Source organism: Marinobacterium aestuariivivens (assembly GCF_042661465.1).
Lineage (GTDB): Bacteria > Pseudomonadota > Gammaproteobacteria > Pseudomonadales > Balneatricaceae > Marinobacterium_A > Marinobacterium_A aestuariivivens.
The window spans coordinates 1,862,273-1,880,444 of record NZ_JBHSWE010000001.1; the positions used below are offsets into that span (position 1 = coordinate 1,862,273).

Annotated in this window: 17 protein-coding genes; 7 read left to right on the plus strand and 10 right to left on the minus strand. The window is 64.7% G+C overall.

The annotated features are described in order from the left end of the window. From ACFQDL_RS09745 to ACFQDL_RS09770, 6 genes are all read left to right on the plus strand, one after another. Complete coding sequence (locus ACFQDL_RS09745; protein WP_379908830.1) at positions 1 to 1,170, plus strand: nucleotide sugar dehydrogenase; 1,170 nt, start codon at positions 1 to 3, stop codon at positions 1,168 to 1,170. A gap of 74 nt (positions 1,171 to 1,244) precedes the next feature. Further along, positions 1,245 to 2,192, plus strand: coding sequence for an LpxL/LpxP family Kdo(2)-lipid IV(A) lauroyl/palmitoleoyl acyltransferase (gene lpxL, locus ACFQDL_RS09750; protein WP_379908831.1), 948 nt, complete (start codon positions 1,245 to 1,247; stop codon positions 2,190 to 2,192). Then, positions 2,185 to 3,195, plus strand: a complete 1,011-nt coding sequence (locus ACFQDL_RS09755; RefSeq protein ID WP_379908832.1) for a hypothetical protein — start codon at positions 2,185 to 2,187, stop codon at positions 3,193 to 3,195. The genes lpxL and ACFQDL_RS09755 overlap by 8 nt, the downstream gene beginning before the upstream one ends. After that, positions 3,192 to 4,205: an N-acetylneuraminate synthase family protein gene (locus ACFQDL_RS09760; RefSeq protein WP_379908833.1), complete on the plus strand. Its 1,014-nt coding sequence runs from the start codon at positions 3,192 to 3,194 to the stop codon at positions 4,203 to 4,205. Before ACFQDL_RS09755 ends, ACFQDL_RS09760 begins: the two co-directional genes overlap by 4 nt. After that, complete coding sequence (gene neuC / locus ACFQDL_RS09765) at positions 4,202 to 5,353, plus strand: UDP-N-acetylglucosamine 2-epimerase (RefSeq protein ID WP_379908834.1); 1,152 nt, start codon at positions 4,202 to 4,204, stop codon at positions 5,351 to 5,353. Before ACFQDL_RS09760 ends, neuC begins: the two co-directional genes overlap by 4 nt. Beyond that, positions 5,353 to 6,036, plus strand: a complete 684-nt coding sequence (locus tag ACFQDL_RS09770; RefSeq protein ID WP_379908835.1) for an acylneuraminate cytidylyltransferase family protein — start codon at positions 5,353 to 5,355, stop codon at positions 6,034 to 6,036. Before neuC ends, ACFQDL_RS09770 begins: the two co-directional genes overlap by 1 nt. On the opposite strand, the gene ACFQDL_RS09775 is transcribed toward ACFQDL_RS09770, so the two are convergent. The 9 genes from ACFQDL_RS09775 to ACFQDL_RS09815 form a co-directional block, all read right to left on the minus strand. Next, on the minus strand, positions 6,037 to 6,954 hold the full coding sequence (locus ACFQDL_RS09775; RefSeq protein WP_379912988.1) for a sulfotransferase family protein: 918 nt from the start codon (positions 6,952 to 6,954) through the stop codon (positions 6,037 to 6,039). Then, positions 6,836 to 8,623, minus strand: a complete 1,788-nt coding sequence (locus tag ACFQDL_RS09780; RefSeq protein ID WP_379908836.1) for a hypothetical protein — start codon at positions 8,621 to 8,623, stop codon at positions 6,836 to 6,838. The genes ACFQDL_RS09775 and ACFQDL_RS09780 overlap by 119 nt, the downstream gene beginning before the upstream one ends. 57 nt (positions 8,624 to 8,680) lie before the next feature. After that, positions 8,681 to 8,848, minus strand: a complete 168-nt coding sequence (locus ACFQDL_RS09785) for a glycosyltransferase (protein WP_379908837.1) — start codon at positions 8,846 to 8,848, stop codon at positions 8,681 to 8,683. After that, positions 8,827 to 9,645 carry a glycosyltransferase gene (locus ACFQDL_RS09790; RefSeq protein ID WP_379908838.1) on the minus strand — a complete coding sequence of 273 codons (819 nt, stop codon included), beginning with the start codon at positions 9,643 to 9,645 and terminating at the stop codon, positions 8,827 to 8,829. The genes ACFQDL_RS09785 and ACFQDL_RS09790 overlap by 22 nt, the downstream gene beginning before the upstream one ends. Positions 9,646 to 9,788: 143 nt before the next feature. Then, the gene (locus tag ACFQDL_RS09795; RefSeq protein WP_379908840.1) at positions 9,789 to 10,814 is read right to left on the minus strand and encodes an ELM1/GtrOC1 family putative glycosyltransferase; all 1,026 of its coding nucleotides are present in this window, start codon (positions 10,812 to 10,814) and stop codon (positions 9,789 to 9,791) included. Between the two features lie 30 nt (positions 10,815 to 10,844). Continuing rightward, positions 10,845 to 11,654: a polysaccharide deacetylase family protein gene (locus ACFQDL_RS09800; protein WP_379908841.1), complete on the minus strand. Its 810-nt coding sequence runs from the start codon at positions 11,652 to 11,654 to the stop codon at positions 10,845 to 10,847. Beyond that, positions 11,651 to 11,986 carry a glycosyltransferase gene (locus ACFQDL_RS09805; protein ID WP_379912990.1) on the minus strand — a complete coding sequence of 112 codons (336 nt, stop codon included), beginning with the start codon at positions 11,984 to 11,986 and terminating at the stop codon, positions 11,651 to 11,653. Before ACFQDL_RS09805 ends, ACFQDL_RS09800 begins: the two co-directional genes overlap by 4 nt. Further along, entirely contained in the window at positions 11,977 to 12,750 is a 774-nt protein-coding gene (locus tag ACFQDL_RS09810) for a glycosyltransferase (protein WP_379908842.1), read from the minus strand. The genes ACFQDL_RS09805 and ACFQDL_RS09810 overlap by 10 nt, the downstream gene beginning before the upstream one ends. Next, positions 12,747 to 13,550: a mitochondrial fission ELM1 family protein gene (locus ACFQDL_RS09815; protein ID WP_379908843.1), complete on the minus strand. Its 804-nt coding sequence runs from the start codon at positions 13,548 to 13,550 to the stop codon at positions 12,747 to 12,749. The genes ACFQDL_RS09810 and ACFQDL_RS09815 overlap by 4 nt, the downstream gene beginning before the upstream one ends. Before the next feature lie 410 nt (positions 13,551 to 13,960). Here ACFQDL_RS09815 and ACFQDL_RS09820 point away from each other — a divergent pair, with 410 nt between their 5' ends. After that, positions 13,961 to 14,956, plus strand: coding sequence for a branched-chain amino acid aminotransferase (locus tag ACFQDL_RS09820; RefSeq protein ID WP_379908844.1), 996 nt, complete (start codon positions 13,961 to 13,963; stop codon positions 14,954 to 14,956). Between the two features lie 174 nt (positions 14,957 to 15,130). Here ACFQDL_RS09820 and glnE read toward each other — a convergent pair whose 3' ends face one another. Then, entirely contained in the window at positions 15,131 to 18,049 is a 2,919-nt protein-coding gene (gene glnE / locus ACFQDL_RS09825) for a bifunctional [glutamate--ammonia ligase]-adenylyl-L-tyrosine phosphorylase/[glutamate--ammonia-ligase] adenylyltransferase (RefSeq protein WP_379908845.1), read from the minus strand. Positions 18,050 to 18,172: the final 123 nt, after the last annotated feature.

Consider the following 18,172-nt stretch of genomic DNA (forward strand, 5'->3'; position numbering starts at 1 on the left):
ATGAAAATCGCAGTTGCCGGAACCGGTTACGTTGGCCTGTCCAATGCCGTACTGCTCGCGCAGCATAACGAAGTCGTCGCACTCGATATCGTCGAAACGAAGGTAGAGCTGATCAATGCACGACGCTCGCCGATTGCCGATGCCGAGATCGAAGCCTACCTGCAGGATAAACCGCTCAACCTGCGAGCCACCCTGGACAGGGAGGAGGCCTACAGCGACGCCGATTTCGTCATCATCGCCACGCCGACCGACTACGACCCGCAGACCAACTATTTCAACACCAGCAGCGTCGAAGCCGTGATCCGCGATGTGATGGCGATCAGCCCGAACACGGTGATGATCATAAAATCCACCATCCCGGTGGGTTACACGGCCGAGCTGAAACAGACCTTCGCCACCGACAACCTGATCTTCTCGCCGGAGTTCCTGCGTGAAGGCAAGGCACTGCACGACAACCTTTATCCGTCCCGGGTCGTCGTCGGCGAGCGCAGCAAGCGCGCACGGGTCTTCGCCGCGTTGCTGCAACAGGGTGCCATCCAGAAGGACGTGCCGATACTGTTCACCGACAGCACCGAAGCCGAGGCGATCAAGCTGTTTGCCAACACCTACCTGGCGATGCGCGTCGCCTACTTCAACGAGCTGGACAGCTATGCCGAAACCCATGGCCTGGACAGCCGCCAGATCATCGAAGGCGTCTGCCTGGACCCTCGCATCGGCAGCCACTACAACAATCCGTCATTCGGCTACGGCGGCTATTGTCTGCCCAAGGATACCAAACAGCTGCTGGCGAATTACGCCGACGTACCGAGCAACCTGATCCGCGCCATCGTCGACGCCAACACCACACGCAAGGACTTCATCGCCGAGTCGATCCTTCGCCGACAGCCCAAAACCGTCGGCCTTTACCGCCTGGTCATGAAAGCCGACTCCGACAATTTCCGCGCCTCGGCGATTCAGGGCGTCATGAAGCGGATCAAGGCCAAGGGCGTGGAAGTCGTCGTCTACGAACCGGTACTGCAGGAGGACGAATTCTTCCACTCTGAAGTGATACGCGATCTCGAAAACTTCAAGGCCCGTGCGGACTTGATCGTCGCCAACCGCATGACGCCCGAGCTGCGGGATGTCGAAGCCAGGGTTTATACCCGCGACCTGTTCGGCGGCGATGCGTAGCCCGGGACACTGGCCGCGGTTTGCCGCCGCGGCCGCGGGGCCTTAAAATGCAGCGAAATTCCGGGCGATGGACCATGGCGCGCAAAGACGAATCCCAAGACTCTTTCTCACACCCCCGTTTCTGGCTGACCTGGAGCGGCATGGGGCTGCTGTGGCTGCTGAACCGCCTGCCGTACCGGGCACAGCTCGCTGCGGGAAAAGCGCTCGGACTTGGCCTTTATCACCTGGCCCGCGGCCGCCGTCATGTTGTCGAGGTCAATGTCCGGCTCTGCTTTCCGGAACTGCCGGCCGAGGAGCGGAAACGACTGGTACGGGAGATCTTCATCAACAACGGTATCGGCGTTTTCGAAACTGCAATGGCCTGGTGGTCGCCGGCCGACTGGTTCCGCGACCGCATCGTCTTCAAGGGCCGCGAGCACCTGGAGGCCGCGCTCGCCCAGGGCAACGGCGTGATACTGCTCGGCGCCCACTTTTCGACTCTCGATCTGGGCGGCCTGCTGTTTGCCCGGTTTTATCCGGTGGATGCGATGTATCGTCGCCACAACAGCCCGCTGATGGAGAAGATCATCACCCGGGGCCGCAGCCGCTATTTCGGCCAGTCGATCGAGCGCTCCGATATCCGCTCGGTGATCAGGGCGCTGCGCAAGAACCATATCATCTGGTACGCTCCGGACCAGGATTTCGGTATCAGGCAGTCGGTCTACGCCCCCTTCTTCGGCGTGCCGGCGGCGACCATCACCGCCACCAGCCGTCTGGTGAAGCTCAACAACTCACCGATCCTGATGCTGGCCCAGCACCGCCTGCCGGATGGCCGCTACGAGCTCGAACTGTTCCCGGTCATCGCGCCTTTCCCGACCGGAGACGAGGAAGCGGATGCAGCCCGCATCAATGCCGAACTGGAGCGCGCCATCCGCAAGGATCCCGCCCAGTACATGTGGGTGCACAAGAGGTTCAAAACTCATCCGAAGGGCAAGAACTACCTCTATCGCACGGCGCAGCCAGAGCTGTCTGCCCATGAATGACGCCGCGGGCCCGATCAACCTGTTCGTCTCGCGCACGCCGCTGCAGCTGCTCAACTGCATCGAGGCACGGGACCGCTTCCACGGCACCGGCAGTACGCCCAATGTGCTGTTGCTGACCTATCGCAAGCCGGCCGACCTCGCGCTCTGCGAGCCGCTGCTCGACGGGGGCTGGAATCGCGTCATCCGTTTTCGCCTCAATGCGTTCAGCCGCTATTGCTATCCGCTGCTGCTCTGGCGGGCGCTGGCCGACAGCCGCATCGACCACTACTACAGCGCCTGGCTGAAGCACCTGCACGCCCATATCTTCAACACCTGGCGGCCGGCCCGCACCCTGTTGATCGACGATGGCAACGAGGTACTGATCCAGTCCAGCCGCATCGAGAAGGGCGAACTGTTCGGCATGCAGAAGGCGTCCTGGCTCGATCGGCTGCTGCGCCGACGCCGCAGCATAGCGGCCGACGTGCGCCCGGCCTACTTCACGCTCTACGAGCTGCCCTGGGTTCCGGCCGGGCGGCACATCCTCAACGACTACCGGGCACTGAGGGAAAAGGGCGGCCAGCTGGAGCGCCGGGATCTGGTACTCTTTATCGGTTCCAATACGCATCCGAAGCATATCCGCGACGCCGCGGTCTTCACCGGCCTGTTGCGACGGGTCCGGACCCACTTCGGCGATCGCCGCCTGCTCTACGTGCTGCACCGCTACGAGGACGCACAGCGGGTCCGGGCGCTGGCGGAGCCTCTGGGCTTCGAGGTGGTCCGCTTTGACAGCATTCTCGAATGCGTCCCGCTGGCCGAAGGCTGGCTGCCGCAGGAGGTGGCGACGTTCAACTCCTCGGCCGCCGATACCCTGCACCAGCTCTACGGTCTGCCGGTGACGGTCTTCGAGATCGCCCTGGACCGGCTTGGCCCGGACTCCAACCGGGACAAGTGGCAACAGCTCTACCGGGAGCTCGCCGCCCGCCACCCCAACTTCATATGCGACAACGGACAGGCCCTGCCATGAAACAGTCGACCTTCATCATCGCCGAAATCGGCCAGGCCCATGACGGCAGCCTCGGCATCCTGCACTCCTATATCGATGCCGTCGCCCAGACCGGCGTCGACGCGATCAAGTTCCAGACCCATATCGCCGAAGCCGAAAGCAGCGCCCTCGAACCCTTCCGGGTGAAGTTTTCCTACGTCGACAGCACCCGCTACGACTACTGGCAGCGCATGTCATTCAGCGCTGCCCAGTGGCGCGAAATCCGCGAGCACTGCGACACCGTCGGCCTCGAGTTCATGAGCTCGCCCTTTTCCAATGCCGCCGTCGACCTGCTGGAGGCCGTCGGCATCAAGCGCTACAAGGTCGGCTCCGGCGAAGTCACCAACTTCCTGATGCTCGAGCGCCTGAGCCAGACCGGCAAGCCGGTAATCCTGTCGTCGGGGATGAGCAGCTACGCCGAACTCGATGCCGCCGTGAGCTACCTGCAGGAACGGGGCACCGAGGTTTCGGTGATGCAGTGCACCACCAGCTACCCGACGCCGGCCGAGCGCCTGGGTCTCAACGTGATCGACGGACTGAAACAGCGCTACGGCCTGCCCACCGGCCTCTCGGACCACTCCGGCACGCCCTATCCGGCCATCGCCGCCGCCGCCCTGGGCGCCGAACTGGTCGAGGTCCATGCCGTGTTCGACAAGCGCATGTTCGGGCCCGACAGCCGCTCGTCGCTGACGCTTGACCAGCTCGCTCAGATGGTGGAGGGTATCCGCATGGTCGATACCGCCGCGCAGCACCCGATCGACAAGGACGATCTGGCCCCCTACCGGGAACTCAAGGGCATGTTCGAAAAATCCCTCTCGGTCAACAAGGACCTGCCGGCCGGTCACCGGCTGCGCTTCGAAGACCTCGAAGCCAAGAAGCCCGCCGGCCAGGGCATGGCGGCCCGCGACTGGCAGCAGGTGATCGGACAGCCGCTGAAACGCCCGCTGAGCCAGTGGGCTTTCCTGAATTCAGAAGATTTGGATAACGCATGAAACGCAAAGTCTGTGTCGTCGTCGCCAGCCGCGCCAACTACGGCCGCATCAAATACGTCATGAGGGCGGTGCAGCAGCATCCGGACCTCGAACTGCAGCTGATCGTCGGCGCCTCGACGCTGCTGGAGCGCTATGGCCGTTCGGTGGACATCATCCGCCGCGAAGGCTTCGAGCCGGACCGCAGCATCTTCTACGTCGTCGAAGGCGAGACGCCGCTGACCCAGGCCAAATCCACGGGTCTGGGTATCGTCGAACTGTCGACGGCCTTCCAGGACCTGCAGCCCGACATGGTGGTCACCGTCGCCGACCGCTACGAAACCATGTCCTCCGCCATTGCCGCCAGCTACATGAATATCCCGCTGGTGCACGTCCAGGGCGGTGAAGTGAGCGGCAATATCGACGACCGCGTGCGCCATGCCATCACCAAGCTGGCCGACATCCACTTCCCCTGTACCGAGCAGTCGCGCGAGCGTCTGATCCGCATGGGCGAAGACGAGCACCGGGTGTTCAATCACGGCTGCCCGGCGATGGACGTCATCGCCAACGAGGACACCTCGATCGACAACGAGATCATGGCCGGCTACGGCGGCGTCGGCACCAGCATCGACTGGACCCGGCCCTACATCCTGATGGTGCAGCACCCGGTCACCACCAGCTACGGCGACGGCATGAACCAGGTGATGGAAACCCTGCACGCCCTGTGCGAGTTCCCCGGGCACCAGAAAGTCGTGCTCTGGCCGAACTCGGATGCCGGCAGCGAAGACGTCGCCAAGGGGATCCGCGTGTTCCGCGAGCGTGGCGAGGCTTCCGGCTTCCACTTCTACCGCAACTTCTCGCCGGAAGACTATGTGCGCGTACTGGCCAACGCCAAGGCCTGCGTCGGCAACTCGTCGTCGTTCATCCGCGAAGGCAGCTTCCTCGGTGTTCCGGCCGTGGTGGTCGGCGACCGCCAGCGCAACCGCGAGCACGGGGGCAACGTGGTCTTCGCCGACTACACCCAGGCGTCGGTGAAAGACGCGATCGAGCGTCAGCTGGCGGCCAGGGCCTACGAGCACGACAGCCTCTTCGGCTTCGGCGATGCCGGCAGGAAGATCGCCGATACGCTGGCGACCATCGATCTGAACTACCAGAAGAGCAACAGCTACTGATGAGCACCCTGGCCGTCATCCCGGCACGCGCCGGCTCCAAGGGCATTCCGAACAAGAACATCCACCGGGTCGACGGTGTCAGCCTGCTGGAACTTGCGGTCCGCGCCGGCCAGCAGTCCGAACTGATCGACCGCCTGCTGGTGTCGACGGACAGTCCGGAATACGAACGCATCGCGCTCGAGGCCGGTGCCGAAAGCCTGGGCCTGCGCCCGCAGGCGCTGGCCGGGGACAGGACCACGACCTTCGAGGTGATCGCCGCGCTGCTGGAACAGCTGCCGGAGTGCTCGCAGGTCGTGTTGCTGCAGCCGACGTCGCCGCTGCGGGACGGCCAGCTGATCGACAGGGCCATCCGCGCGCTCGAGGACCATCCTGCCGCAGTGACCGTCTGCCGGCTGGAAGAACCGCATCCCTACAAGCTGTTCCGGATCGAAGCGGAAGGCTCGCTGGCCCCCTTCATCGAAGGCGCGCGCAGCGATGTGCCCCGCCAGTCGCTGCCGCCGGCCTATCAGCTGACCGGAGCGGTCTACGCCATCCGCCGCAAGGCCCTGCTGGCACAGGGCCGCTTCGTGCCACCGGGCACCGCCGCGATCGAATCGGAACACTTTATCAATATCGATCGCCCGGAAGACCTGGTGCTGCTGGACTACCACTATCGCAACGGCGCCCTGGCCCACCTCTATTGATCAGAGACCACGCTGCCGGCGGAATTTCCGCTTCTTGCGCCGGTTAAAGGCACCGAACACCGGCACCGAGAGGCGGGCCCATGCCCCCGCCAGCGACCTGCCGGGGGTAACCGGCGGGTAATCGAACGCCACCATGGCCTCGCCGCAGTGATGTTCGATTATCGCCAGCGCCCAGGCCGGCCACTTCCGGTAGGCACTGATCCTCGAGCGGTCCAGCTCGCCACTCAAGCGGGCATGGGCGCCCCGGGACGCAGTGGACAGTACCGGATCGTTTTTACGCGCCTGGCTGCTGAGCATCATTGGGTCGAACTCCATTTCCAGCGACCGGCACAACGCCCTCATCCCCGTTTCAGGATCTTCGACCAGGTCCTCGTAGCGCAGCGCCAGCCAGCGTCCCGGCTTAACCCGCCGGGCGTTGTCGAGCGCGACACGGTTCCACAACGCCCACTTGTAACCTTCGATCTCCAGGGTCCGTGCCAGCGCCACTGGCTGACGAATGCGCAACCCGTCCGCCTGCTCCTCCACCAGCTTGCGCTTGACCGCCAGCGACAGCAGTACAGACCGCGGATCACGGACCACGGAGACAAATACAGCTTCGGGGTAAAGCCGGCTCAGCGCTTCGACGAAGAAGTTGTTGTTCAGGCTTTTCTCGCCCCAGATCGGAGCCTCGGGTCGCGGCAGCAGGGTTTCGTACAGTTCCCGGATCGACAGGTCGCCCCTGCGCTCACGCAATTTCTCCACCCGCTCCGGCGTCAGTCCTTCAAGGTGTTGTCGGCAGAGCCCCACCACGCCGAGTTGCTCAATCACCTCCCCGGGATCCGCGCCGGCCAGTCCCTGTTGCAGGTAGCCGGCACGGTACAGCGCATAGATCAGTTCGGGCTCGTTGATCATGGCGATATCGGGATGAGCGCCAATCAGCGCCCGCAACAAGGTGGTGCCCGAACGCGGGAAACCGACAACGAAAACCGGTCCTTTCATACCACTCCGCCTGTTTCGCTTGCCCGTGCGGGCGCCGCCACTTCGATACTGGCCAGTTTTTCGCCTGCAGCCAGCAGTTCGACCAGCGCCTCGATATTGTCGTCGGTATCCAGCGGCTGGGAGCGAATCCGGGTACTGATGCTACAACGCACGCAGGCGTGGTGGATCGCCAGCAGGAAGCGGTGGATATCCGCGATCTCGACCCGGGCGCCGGCCGCGATGTCGGCCAGCAGTCGCCGCAGTTGCGCAGCGTCGACATCGGCGTTGTAGACACCGGGGCAGTCGCGGTACCAGGGGCGCCGAACACCAGGGCAGGCCGGCCCCGCACCACGGACTCCCAGCCCGCCGTACCGGTCACCGTCGCCACGGCCCGGGCCTTGTCGGTCAGCAGGAAGGGATCCAGGCTCATGTCGACCAGTTCCACGTTGGGCAGTGCCGCCAGGTCGTCGTAGTATCCCGGCGGACGCAGCATGTGGCCGCGCCCGGCGTGGGAGGAGCCGAGGAAGGACGCCGGGTGCTCGCGAACATAAACCTTCCAGCCCTGCGGCAGCGCCGCCGACAGATTCGCGATTGCCAGGCGCTGGTCGACGAACCAGCCGCCGTCCGGGCAGGTCGAGCGCTCCGGCTGAAAGTGCAGCGGGAAGTAGATGAAGGGCACCTCCAGATCCGGCAGGCCGGCTACCCGCTCGTAGGCGCGCTCGTTGCCGTAGCGCAGGCGCCGCCCCTGCAGCTTGGCCGCCTTGTACTGGTAGCGCGTCATCCACTCCCGCGGCGACGCGGCTTGCGCCGCTTTCAGGTAGGTGGTCCGGTGCGGCTTGTCGCCGAACAGCGTTTTGCGCAGCCAGTCCAGCCGCAGCCGCACGCCATCCTTGAACAGTCCGGCCCGGTGCCGCAGCTGTTGATGCTTGCGCGCGCGCTGGTAGCTGTCGATCTGGGCCTTGGCGGTCTTCTCCATCCCCGAACTGAAGTCGCCCTGGATGCGCTCGACCTCGGCCAGCAGCTCGGCCGAAAGCTGCGAGCGTAGCTGCTCGTCGGACAGGGCCTGCGCTTCAAGCGCCCGCATGCTCTGACGTATCGCTTCGGGCCCCTTCTCGAACCCCGAGGTCGGAGCAACGTAGTCGCCGACCTTGGTGCGCACGAACATCAGCGTGCGAATCTTGCGGTAGCGGCAAAGCGCATAGAGCGCGTAGTCGTAGATAACGTGGGGTGACTCGAGAAACACCACCAGGTCTGGCTCGAGCGCATCGAGGACCCGCTGCCAATACGACAGCAGACCGTGAAAATAATCCATCCGCTGCTCGGCCGTGAAGGCGGCGCCGTCGTTGTCCATACGCGCCATCATCTTGATCGCCTGCAGCTGGTAATACGCCGTCGCATCGAGCAGCTCGGGGCCGACGACCGCGCGACCGCTGTCGATGCCGGCCGGCGGTGCCAGGCGGACCGCATCGACGCGGTTGAGGAAGCGGCACCCGGGAAAGGTGTGCGTGACCGGCGCCTGCAGGGTCTGTTCGGCGACCCAGAGCACGGGTTGCCAGGCCCGCGTCTGCTGCAGCCGCTCGACGGCCCGGACCCAGGCGGGATCGGAGAATTCGCTCAGAATAACTTTCATTCAGGATCTTTCCGGAAAATTGCTTTAATGCGATCCGTGGCCACACCCCTCGTCGGGCTAACGCCCCGTGATCCTGCGGTAGAACTCCACGTATTCGTTGACGATGTGCGCCCGGCTGTAACCTTCGGCGTACACCCGGCTGGCGCCTTCGATCAGCCCCTGTCGCAGATCGGGACTTTCCAGCACCGAGCGGATCGCGGCCGTCAGTGCGCGGGCGTCGTCCACCGGGGTGACGAGTCCGCTGAGACCATCGGTGATGACTTCGCCGGGCCCTGGGAGTTGGTGGCGACGATCGGGCAGCCGTGGGCCCAGGACTCCATCACGATGGAGCCCAGCCCCTCGTGACGGGACGGGCAGACGAACAGGTCCGCCGTGCGCATCAGCGTGGTGACGTCGTCCCGCCAGCCCAGGAAGCGCACGCGCTCGTCCAGTCCCAGCTGACTGCACAGTGCCTTGAGGCTGGTCTCTTCCGGCCCGGAACCGGCCAGCCACAGCATGACATCGGGCAGGTCCGCCAGGGCGTGCAGCAGCACGTCGAACGCCTTGTTGACGTGCAGCCGCCCGGCCGCCAGTATCAGGGGGCGGTCGGTCGGGGTGTCGAAGCTGTCGCGCGGCAGCGGTTCCACCGGGGTCTCGTCGGCGAAATTGGGGATCTGAACCACGCGGTCGGCGGGGATACCGCCGTCGATCAGGTGCTTGCAGATCCCCTTGCTGATGCCGACCCAATAGTCTGCGTGGCGGTAATACTTGAGGTTGTAGTAATGGCCGAGTCGGTTCACCAGCAGGTATCTGTTCGACTTCGGCGTGCTGATGCTGGCGCGGTTCATCCAGGTCATGACGACCTCGGGTTCGAATGCATCCAACGCCTGCCGGTAGGCCCGCCGTCCCAGCACGTCCAGCTTGCCGCCGAAGCGGAAACCCTGCGTCGTCACGCCGCTTTGGCGCAGCGCCTCCACGCGATGGGCGTGGTTGCGGATAAAGGCGTTCACCTCGAGCTCGGGCCGCTCGTTCAGACCGGCCACCAGGCGTACGAAAAGTTCTCGGCACCGCCCACGGCGGCGCCCGCCAGTACCTGCGCGACTCTAATCGGTGTTGTCTTCATGGCCTGTCGTCTGTTCCCTTGCCGGTGATCTGAAGCGGCGTTGCCCATGGGGCCCACAGTTTACTATGAATCCAGTGCCAGCTGGCGCGCGAGTGCGTCCAGCAGCCGGTCCCTGATGTCCCGACAGGCGGGTGCCTGGGCGTCGACCATGGGCAGAGGCTGCCCCAGCCGGTGGTGGCGGCAGTAGTTCGCCGCGATGAAGCGCTCCATCGCACCACGGTAGCGCGCGTCCGGCTGCGCCCCGGGTGGCTCAAGCAGCAGAGTGGGTTTGCCGCTGGCGATGCATTCGTTGATCATCGACATACTGTCGGCCGTGACGAACACCGCGTCCGCCGCTCCCAGGTAGGCGCTCATGACCTTGCGGGGCGCCTCGTGCCACCAGACGGCGTCGGCCAGCAGACCCTCGTCCAGATTCGCCTTCAGGACGGTTTCGGCCGCGACACCGGTGCGCCGGGAGGTGGTCAGCAGCCAGCGGCACCGGTCCCGCGCCGAAAGTTCCGCCACCAGCCGGGCCAACTGCTGCCAGGCGCCCTCGTCGTAATCGAAACCTGCGCCGTTACCCCCGATAACCAGCGCATAGAGCTTTTCGCCGGCAGCGACATTTAGCTCGCGGCGCAGCGCCCCGCCCGCCTCCCGCTGCGCCTCGACATCGGTCGGGGTCGGCACCAGCTCCATGATGATATTGTGGGGTTCACCCGTCGGCTCCAGCGTCAGATGGGCGGCAAAGTCGTCGGACCGCAGCCGTCGCTTCGAACCGAGAAAGATATTGGGCACCCGCCATTTGCGTGACAGAGCGACGTTGAGAAAGGAGGTATTGCCGCCGGCCGAAATGATCAGCTGCGGCCTGTCCAGCGCGCTTTTGGGTACATCATAGAAGCGCGCGGCAAGCGCGGCCCCCGGCCTTCCCATTCGCAACAGCCAGGGCAGCAACAGCCTTGCCAGGGCCCGCATGCGCAACTGCACCCCGATCTCGATGCAATCCACCCGGTAGCGACTGGACAGCCACTGGACCAGCCCCCGCGCCTGATTGGCATGGCCGGGAAGGCCGTCCGAGAGCAGCAGGATATGCAACCGGGACTCTCTGGTCATGTTCGCTCCTGTGGCCATTTCACGCCGCCCTCAGCTCCTGCGCCCGCTGCGCATGCGCAAGCGGAACGCCAGCCGGTTGTCCTTGCCGGAAATTTTCACCCGCCGCAGTTCGAAGCGGCGCTTGCGGATATCGTCATCGATCCCTTCCACCGTGGTCACCGCGTTGTCGAACCCGGCCTGCTCGGCCAGCTGCACATCCTGTTCATCATAGATGCCGAACGGGTAGGCGAAGGAAGGCACCGGCACGCCGAAGCGCTGCTCGAGCTGCTCCCGCCCGCCACGGATCTCGGCCTCCTTGCCGGCCGCGTCAAGCCGGGCGAGGTTGGCGTGGGTCAGGGTATGGCCGCCGAGCTCCCAGCAGCCGGAGGCCAGCATTTGCCGTACCTGGTCATCGCTGAGCTTGGGCTCGTGCATCAGCTCGCCGCTGTCGTGGTGCGCCTTCTTCGCCGTCGACCAGTCGCGGTCAAAACGGTCCACCACCAGATAGAGCGTCGCGCGGGCGCCATATTTTTTCAGCACCGGATGGGCGTTGCGGTAGTTGTCCTCGAAGCCGTCGTCGAACGTCAGCACGACGGTTTTCGCCGGCAGCTTTTCAGGCCTGGCCAGCTCCGACATCAGCGCGAAGTGCCAGCCGTTGCGCTGCAGCCAGCGGATCTGCTGCTCGAACCGGGACGGCCGCACCCGCAGCTTGTTGAACTTCGCCCCGGGACGGTGTTCGCTGACCATGTGGTACATCAGGATACGCGGCCGCTTCGGATCGACGGCCGGACGCCACCAGGCATAGCGATGGCTGAAGACCAGCCCCGCCAGCGCGGCCGCAGCCACCAGCCCCCAGATCATCGGCACAGCTCCCGGTAGACGGCCAGCGTCTCGCCCAGCATGGTATCCAGGCGGAATATCGCGTTGCCGGTCGGCCGCTCGTCGGCGCTCAGCAGCTGCTCCACCCGCTGCCGCAGCGCGCCGGTATCCTGCAACGGCACGGCGCCCTGCGGGTAAAGGGCTTCGAGGATTTCACCGACACCACCATGGGCATAGCCGGCAACGGGCACGCCCAGACTCAGCGCCTCGGCCACCGTGCGACCAAAGGATTCGGGCTTGGTCGAGAGCGACAGCACCAGATCGGATACAGCGAAGATATCGCGGATATCGGCACGATTGCCGGTCAGGGTAATGTCCTGGCCGAGCCCCCGGCGGCGATGCGCCGGCGGATCTCGGCGGCATAGGCCTGGCGCTTGGGGTCCTCGCCGCCGACGATCAGGCCATGAACCGGCAACCCGTCGGCCCTGAGCGCCGCCATCAGGTCGATAAAGTCGTGATGCCCCTTGAGGCGGGTCAGACGCCCGGGCAGAGTAAGCACTCGCCTACCCTGTAATAGCGGGTATTCGTTTTTCCAGCGCTCGAGCCACTTGTCCACGGGCCGATAGCCAAAGGGAAATTCCTGCGGATCTATACCGCGGTAGATCAGTCGCACCCGCCCCATATCGGTATCCGGGTAGTTGCGTGAGATGTAGTCCTGAACCGTTTTCGACACCGCGATGACACGTTCGCCCCGGCACATTACTTCGCTGTAGCGGCTGACCGAATAAAGGCCATGTACGGTGGTCACCAGACCGGGGCGCTCGCCGACAGGAAGACCTTTCCAGGCATGCCAGGCCACCCAGGCCGGCATGCGCGAGCGCAGGTGCAGGATATCGGGCCGTTCGCGGCGCAGCCAGCGGCGCAGCGCCCAGATATGGCGCAGGGTCATGGGCGACTTGCGCCCCAGATCCCAGCTGACATGGCGGCTGCCGTCACGTTCGAGGGCTTCGACCAGGCGGCCGCCGGCCGAGATCACGATCGACTCGTGCCCCTGCCCGACCAGGTACCGCGCCACCTCGAGGGTGCCTTTTTCGACGCCTCCACCTTCCAGATCCGGCAGCAGTTGCACCACTTTCATAAATGCAGACGTTCCTCTATCAGCCTTGCACAGCGCTCGGCTTCATTGAATCGTTGTGCCGGGGCAACCAGGGCTTCGCCCTGCCAGTGGCTCATCGGCGTGGCCAGTCCCTGTTCGATCGCCTGCCTGACACCTGCCCCGACGCGACTGCCCGGCTCGGCGTCCAGCTCGAGCAGACCGACGGCACAGCCGGCACTCAGCGCCTCGAACAGCATCGAAACGCTGTCGGCACTGACCCAGCAAAGTTCCGCCGACGCCAGGCGTGCCGGCAGCCAGTCCGGTCCGGTCTGCCCGGCCGGCACCAGTTCGATGCCCGGCAGTTGCGCCAGCGCCGGCAGCAGCGATGCCGGTGTGCGGCGGGAGGTCGTCAGTGTCCAGCGGCGCGGGTCCTGCGCGATCAGCCGTCGCAGCTGCGTCAGGATGCGATCGTCGTCCCAGCGGAAATGTTTCGACGGACCACCGAGCAGAATCAGGCCCTCTCCGGGAGTCTTGTCGCCGGGCCGCATGCGGTTCAGCGCGCCCCGGGTGAGGATCACATTGCCTTTCGGAGCCGGCCGGTCATGTTCGGGAACCAGACAGAGGTCAAAACAGCCATAGGGCAGGCTCGGGCGCATCAGCACTACCACCGGCGCCCCGGTGGCACGCTTGAATGCCAGCAGGCTCAGATGGGTCGCGCGCCCGGCGCCGATCAGCAGTGTCGCCGGGGGCTCGTGCAGTCTGCCGAGAAAAACCCGCAACAGCTCGGCACAGGCCAGGGGCGCACGTTCCCGGATAGACAGTCCGGGCCGCAGCCGTTGCAATGCTTCCGCCAGCCCCTGGACTGATTCAGGTGCCCGGGCTTGCCGTCGCTGATAATGCAGATTTCTGTCACTGATTTATGACCCGGAGCCCTCTGCCCCTGGAGCAGGCCGTTGTCGGCCGGCGCTATTGGCCGTTCATGATAATCAAAATTGCGACCGACAGAAAATTACACCTGCATATTTGAGGCAGGAAGATCGCAGGCAGCGAAGCACAGTCACTGTAAACTGGTAACTATTACCCGCCGTCCCTGTCCTGCCCCCTGACGTCGGTATGACTTTTTCGCCGGCAGGCAATTCCATTTTCTGCCGGGATGCTTACAATCTACGGTCCTGTACACCGCAACATCCGGGTGTTTTCCTGTCCTGCTTGTGCCGGGACCCTTGATCAGACTCAGTTTGGGATATTCAGTATGGCGGCTTTCGGCTCTGTTTTTATGCCTGAAATGGCAATTTCCTGGTTTGACGGCTCTGACTGGAGTGAGACTCAGGTCGTGCCGAGCGACAGCCTCCAGCTGCATCCCGGCGCCCATGTGCTGCATTACTCCAGCACCTGCTTCGAGGGTCTGAAGGCGTTTCGCCACGAAGACGGTTCCATCAGGATTTTCCGCATGGACCGCAACATCGCCCGTTTCGCCCAGAGCAGCCATCTGCTGGCACTGCCGGCGATCGACGAAGCGGCCACCGAGAAAATGATCAGGGATATCGTTGCCCGCTTCGCCGACGAAGTGCCGGAGCCGCCGGGCTCGATGTACATCCGCCCGACCCACATCGGCACCGAGCCTGCGATCGGCAAGGCCGCCGTGCCGTCCCTGACCTCCTGCCAGTATGTTCTGCTGTCACCGGTCGGCGACTACTTCGCCGGTGGCGACAAGGCGCTGCGCCTGCTGGTCGACGATCAGGGCATGCGTTGCCCGCCGCACATGGGCATGGTCAAGAGCGGCGGCAACTATGCCGGCGCGCTGCGCCCGATCATGAAGGCACGGGCCGAGTACCAGGCCGACCAGGTCCTGTTCTGCCCGGGCGGCGATGTCCAGGAAACCGGCGCCGCCAACTTCCTGCTGATCGACGGCGACGAGATCATCACCAAGGCGCTGGACGAAAGCTTCCTGCACGGCGTGACCCGCGACTCCATTCTGACCCTGGCCCGCGACAAGGGCATGAAGGTCTCCGAGCGTCAGCTCACCGTCGAGGAACTCCTGGAACGCGCCGCCAAGCCGGGCTGCGAGGCGGCCCTGTCCGGCACCGCCGCCGTCCTGGCACCGGTCGGCACCCTGATCTACAGAGGCCAGGAATTCAGCATCGGCGACGGCGGCATCGGCGCCACCACCGTGATGCTGCGCCAGGCCCTGAACAACATCCAGTGGGGCAAGGCCGAAGACACCCACGGCTGGCTGACCAGCCTCTGAGCGGTGACGCGCTACCCGCTCGGTGTGACCCAAATGTAGGGTGGAATGAGTGCCGAAGGCGCGAATTCCACCGGTGCCACCCGGTTACTCCGTGCCTTCCCCCTCGATTGATCCCACCGGCGCCTGATATCGCCGGTGGAATTCGCAAGCTCATTCCACCCTACGCTCTTTCAATCAACTTTGCCGCTCAGCCCCCTCCATCACCTGCGCCCAGATCCGGCTGACGCCTTCGCGGTAGTCCTGCATCTCCGAGTCGGCGATGACGCTGGACTGCTCCTGCAGGCTGAGACGATGGCCGACCGCGCGATAGGCCTTGTAGGCTTCGCGCAGCAGCTCGGTATCCGCCGCCGGCAACAGACCGGCCTGCTCGACGGCATCCAGAATGCGGATGTTGTCGGTGTACTGCATCAGTGCCGGATACTGATGAGCGTGGGCCAGCACCTGATACTGCACCATGAACTCGATATCGACGATGCCGCCGGCATCCTGCTTCAGATTGAACACCGCCTCCTCGTCGCCGGCCGCCGGGCGTGTTCCGAGGTGCTCGCGCATTTTCTGCCGCATCTCCACCACTTCCTGACGCAGCTTCCCGCTCTCCCGTTCCCGCGCCAGGATCTCGGCCCGGACCTCTTCGAAGCGCTGCGCCAGACGCGGACAGCCGGTGACGACCCGGGCGCGGGTCAAAGCCTGGTGCTCCCAGGTCCAGGCCTCCTTGAGCTGGTACTCGCGAAACGCCTTCAGCGAGCTGACCAGCAGGCCCGCATTGCCCGAGGGACGCAGGCGCATGTCGACCTCATACAGCAACCCGCCGGCCGTGAAGGTATTGAGCATATGGATGATGCGCTGTCCCAGGCGGGTAAAGAAAACGCTGTTGACCAGCGGCTTCTCGCCGTCGGTCGAGAGGTTCGGGTCGGCGTCATGGATAAAGACCAGGTCGAGGTCGGAACCGTAGGACAGCTCGATACCGCCAAGCTTGCCGTACCCCAGCACCACGAAATCGGGGTCGCAGGGCTCGCCGGGCGCCTTCTGTGGCAGGCCGTGCTTCTCGGTCAGCAGACGCCAGGCCGTCTCGAACACGCTCTCGAGGATGCTCTCGGCGGTCCAGGTCAGGTAGTCGCTGACCTTCATAAGCGGCAGCACACCGGTGATCTCCGACGCCGCAACGCGCAGTACATGGGCATTCTTGAAGTAGCGCAGCGCCTCCATCTGCTGTTCGGTATCCTCCTGCGGGATGCGCAGCAGCTGTTGACGCAATTCGTGCTGCAGCATCTGCTTGTCGGGCGGGGCATAGAGGGTGCGCGGATCGATCAGTTCGTCGAGCAGGATCGGCAGCCGCGAGAGCTGGTCCGAGAACCAGCGGCTCACCGAGCAGAGCCGTACCAGCTGCGCCATCGCCGCCGGGTTTTCCGCCAGCAGCACCAGATAGGCCGAGCGGCGCAGCACCGCCTGGATCAGCTGAAGCACCCGTGACAGCGTTTCGGTGGCGTTCTCCACCCGGGCCACCTGCACCAGCAGCGATGGCAGCACCGCGCGCAGCCGTTCGAGGCCGACGGCCTGCAAAACGCCGACGGTACGTGACCGGCGCAGATCGTCCAGCAGCGCCCAGGCCTTCGCCGGATCGTCGAAACCGCGTTCGGCCAGAAACTGCCCGGCGGCCTCTGCTTCCAGGTCGCCCTCCCACAGCGCCAGCCAGTCGGCGGCACCATCGACCGTCTCGACGTGCGTTTTTTCAGCCGGCGCGATCACATCGGCGAAGTGAGTGCGCACACAGCCTCGGTGCCGCTCCAGCTCGGCGCTGAAGGACTCCCAGTCATCGGAGCCCAGCGTGACCGCCAGGCGCAGGCGCGTCTGATCGTCGAGCGGCAGCTCCTGGGTCTGCTGATCGTTGAGGGCCTGCAGCGCATGTTCGACATTGCGCAGATATTCGTAGGCCTCGAGCAGTTCGTCGATGGCCGCCCGGGGCATGCCGAACTCGGTCAGCAGCGGCAGGATATTGAGCAATTCACGCTGCTGCAGCCGGCGATCGCGACCGCCGCGGATCAGCTGGAACGCCTGCGCGATAAACTCGACCTCGCGGATGCCGCCGGAGCCGAGCTTGACGTTCTGCTCCAGCCCCTTGCGTCGCACTTCGCGATTGATCATCTCCTTCATGTCCCGCAGCGACTCGAAGGCACTGAAGTCGATATATTTGCGGTAGACGAAGGGCCGCAACAGCTCGAGCAGCCGGACGCCGGCACCATGGTCGCCGGCCACGACACGTGCCTTGATCATGGCGTAGCGTTCCCACTCGCGCCCCTGGTCCTGATAGTAACCTTCCATTGCATCGAAACTGACGGCCAGCGGGCCCGCGGCGCCGAACGGACGCAGCCGCATGTCGACGCGGAACACGAAACCGTCGACGGTGACATTGTCCAGCGCCTGAATGAGCTTTTGCCCCAGGCGGATGAAGAAGTCCTGGTTTTCGAGGCAGCGGCGGGCGCCTTCGGTTTCGCCGTTGCGGGGATAGGCAAACATCAGATCGATATCGGACGACAGGTTCAGCTCGTGGGCACCCAGCTTGCCCATCCCCAGCACCACCAGTTTCTGGGGATGGCGCTGCCCCTGCGCATCGGGCCGGGAATGGGGCGTACCCCACTTTGCGCAGGCCTCCCGGTAGAGCCAGTCCAGCGCCTCCTCGATGCAGGCATCCGCCAGCCAGGACAGCTCCCGGGTGGTCTGGCGCATATCGGCCAGCCGGGTCAGGTCACGCCAGACGATGCGCACCATTTCGCGGTGGCGGAACTGCCGCAGTGCACGCTGCAGACCCGCTTCATCCGACTGTTCGCGCAAGCGCCCGCCCAGGGCGGCGCGATAGTCCGGCTGGCCATAATCCCGGTGCAGGTCGCCGCTGCCAACAAGTTCTGCCAGCAGGCCGGAACGCTGTGCCAGCTGTTCGGCGACATAGTCGCTGCCGAGCAGCACCCGGGTCAGCTCCTCGGCCAGGCTCGCCGGCACCTCCTCCAGGGAGGCCAGGCAGGCATCGAGCTTCCGCCAGCGCTGGTTGACGAGGTCATGCAGCGGTTGCGGGATCTGGGCAAGTTGCGGTTCTAGCATTCTCGGTCCTCTTCATTCGGCGGCCAGGGATCGCAGGTTGGAATGAGCCCCGAAGGGGCGAATGCCGACGCAGCGCCACGAAACCCGGAATTCGCAGGCTCATTCCAGGCTACGGGTGAATTC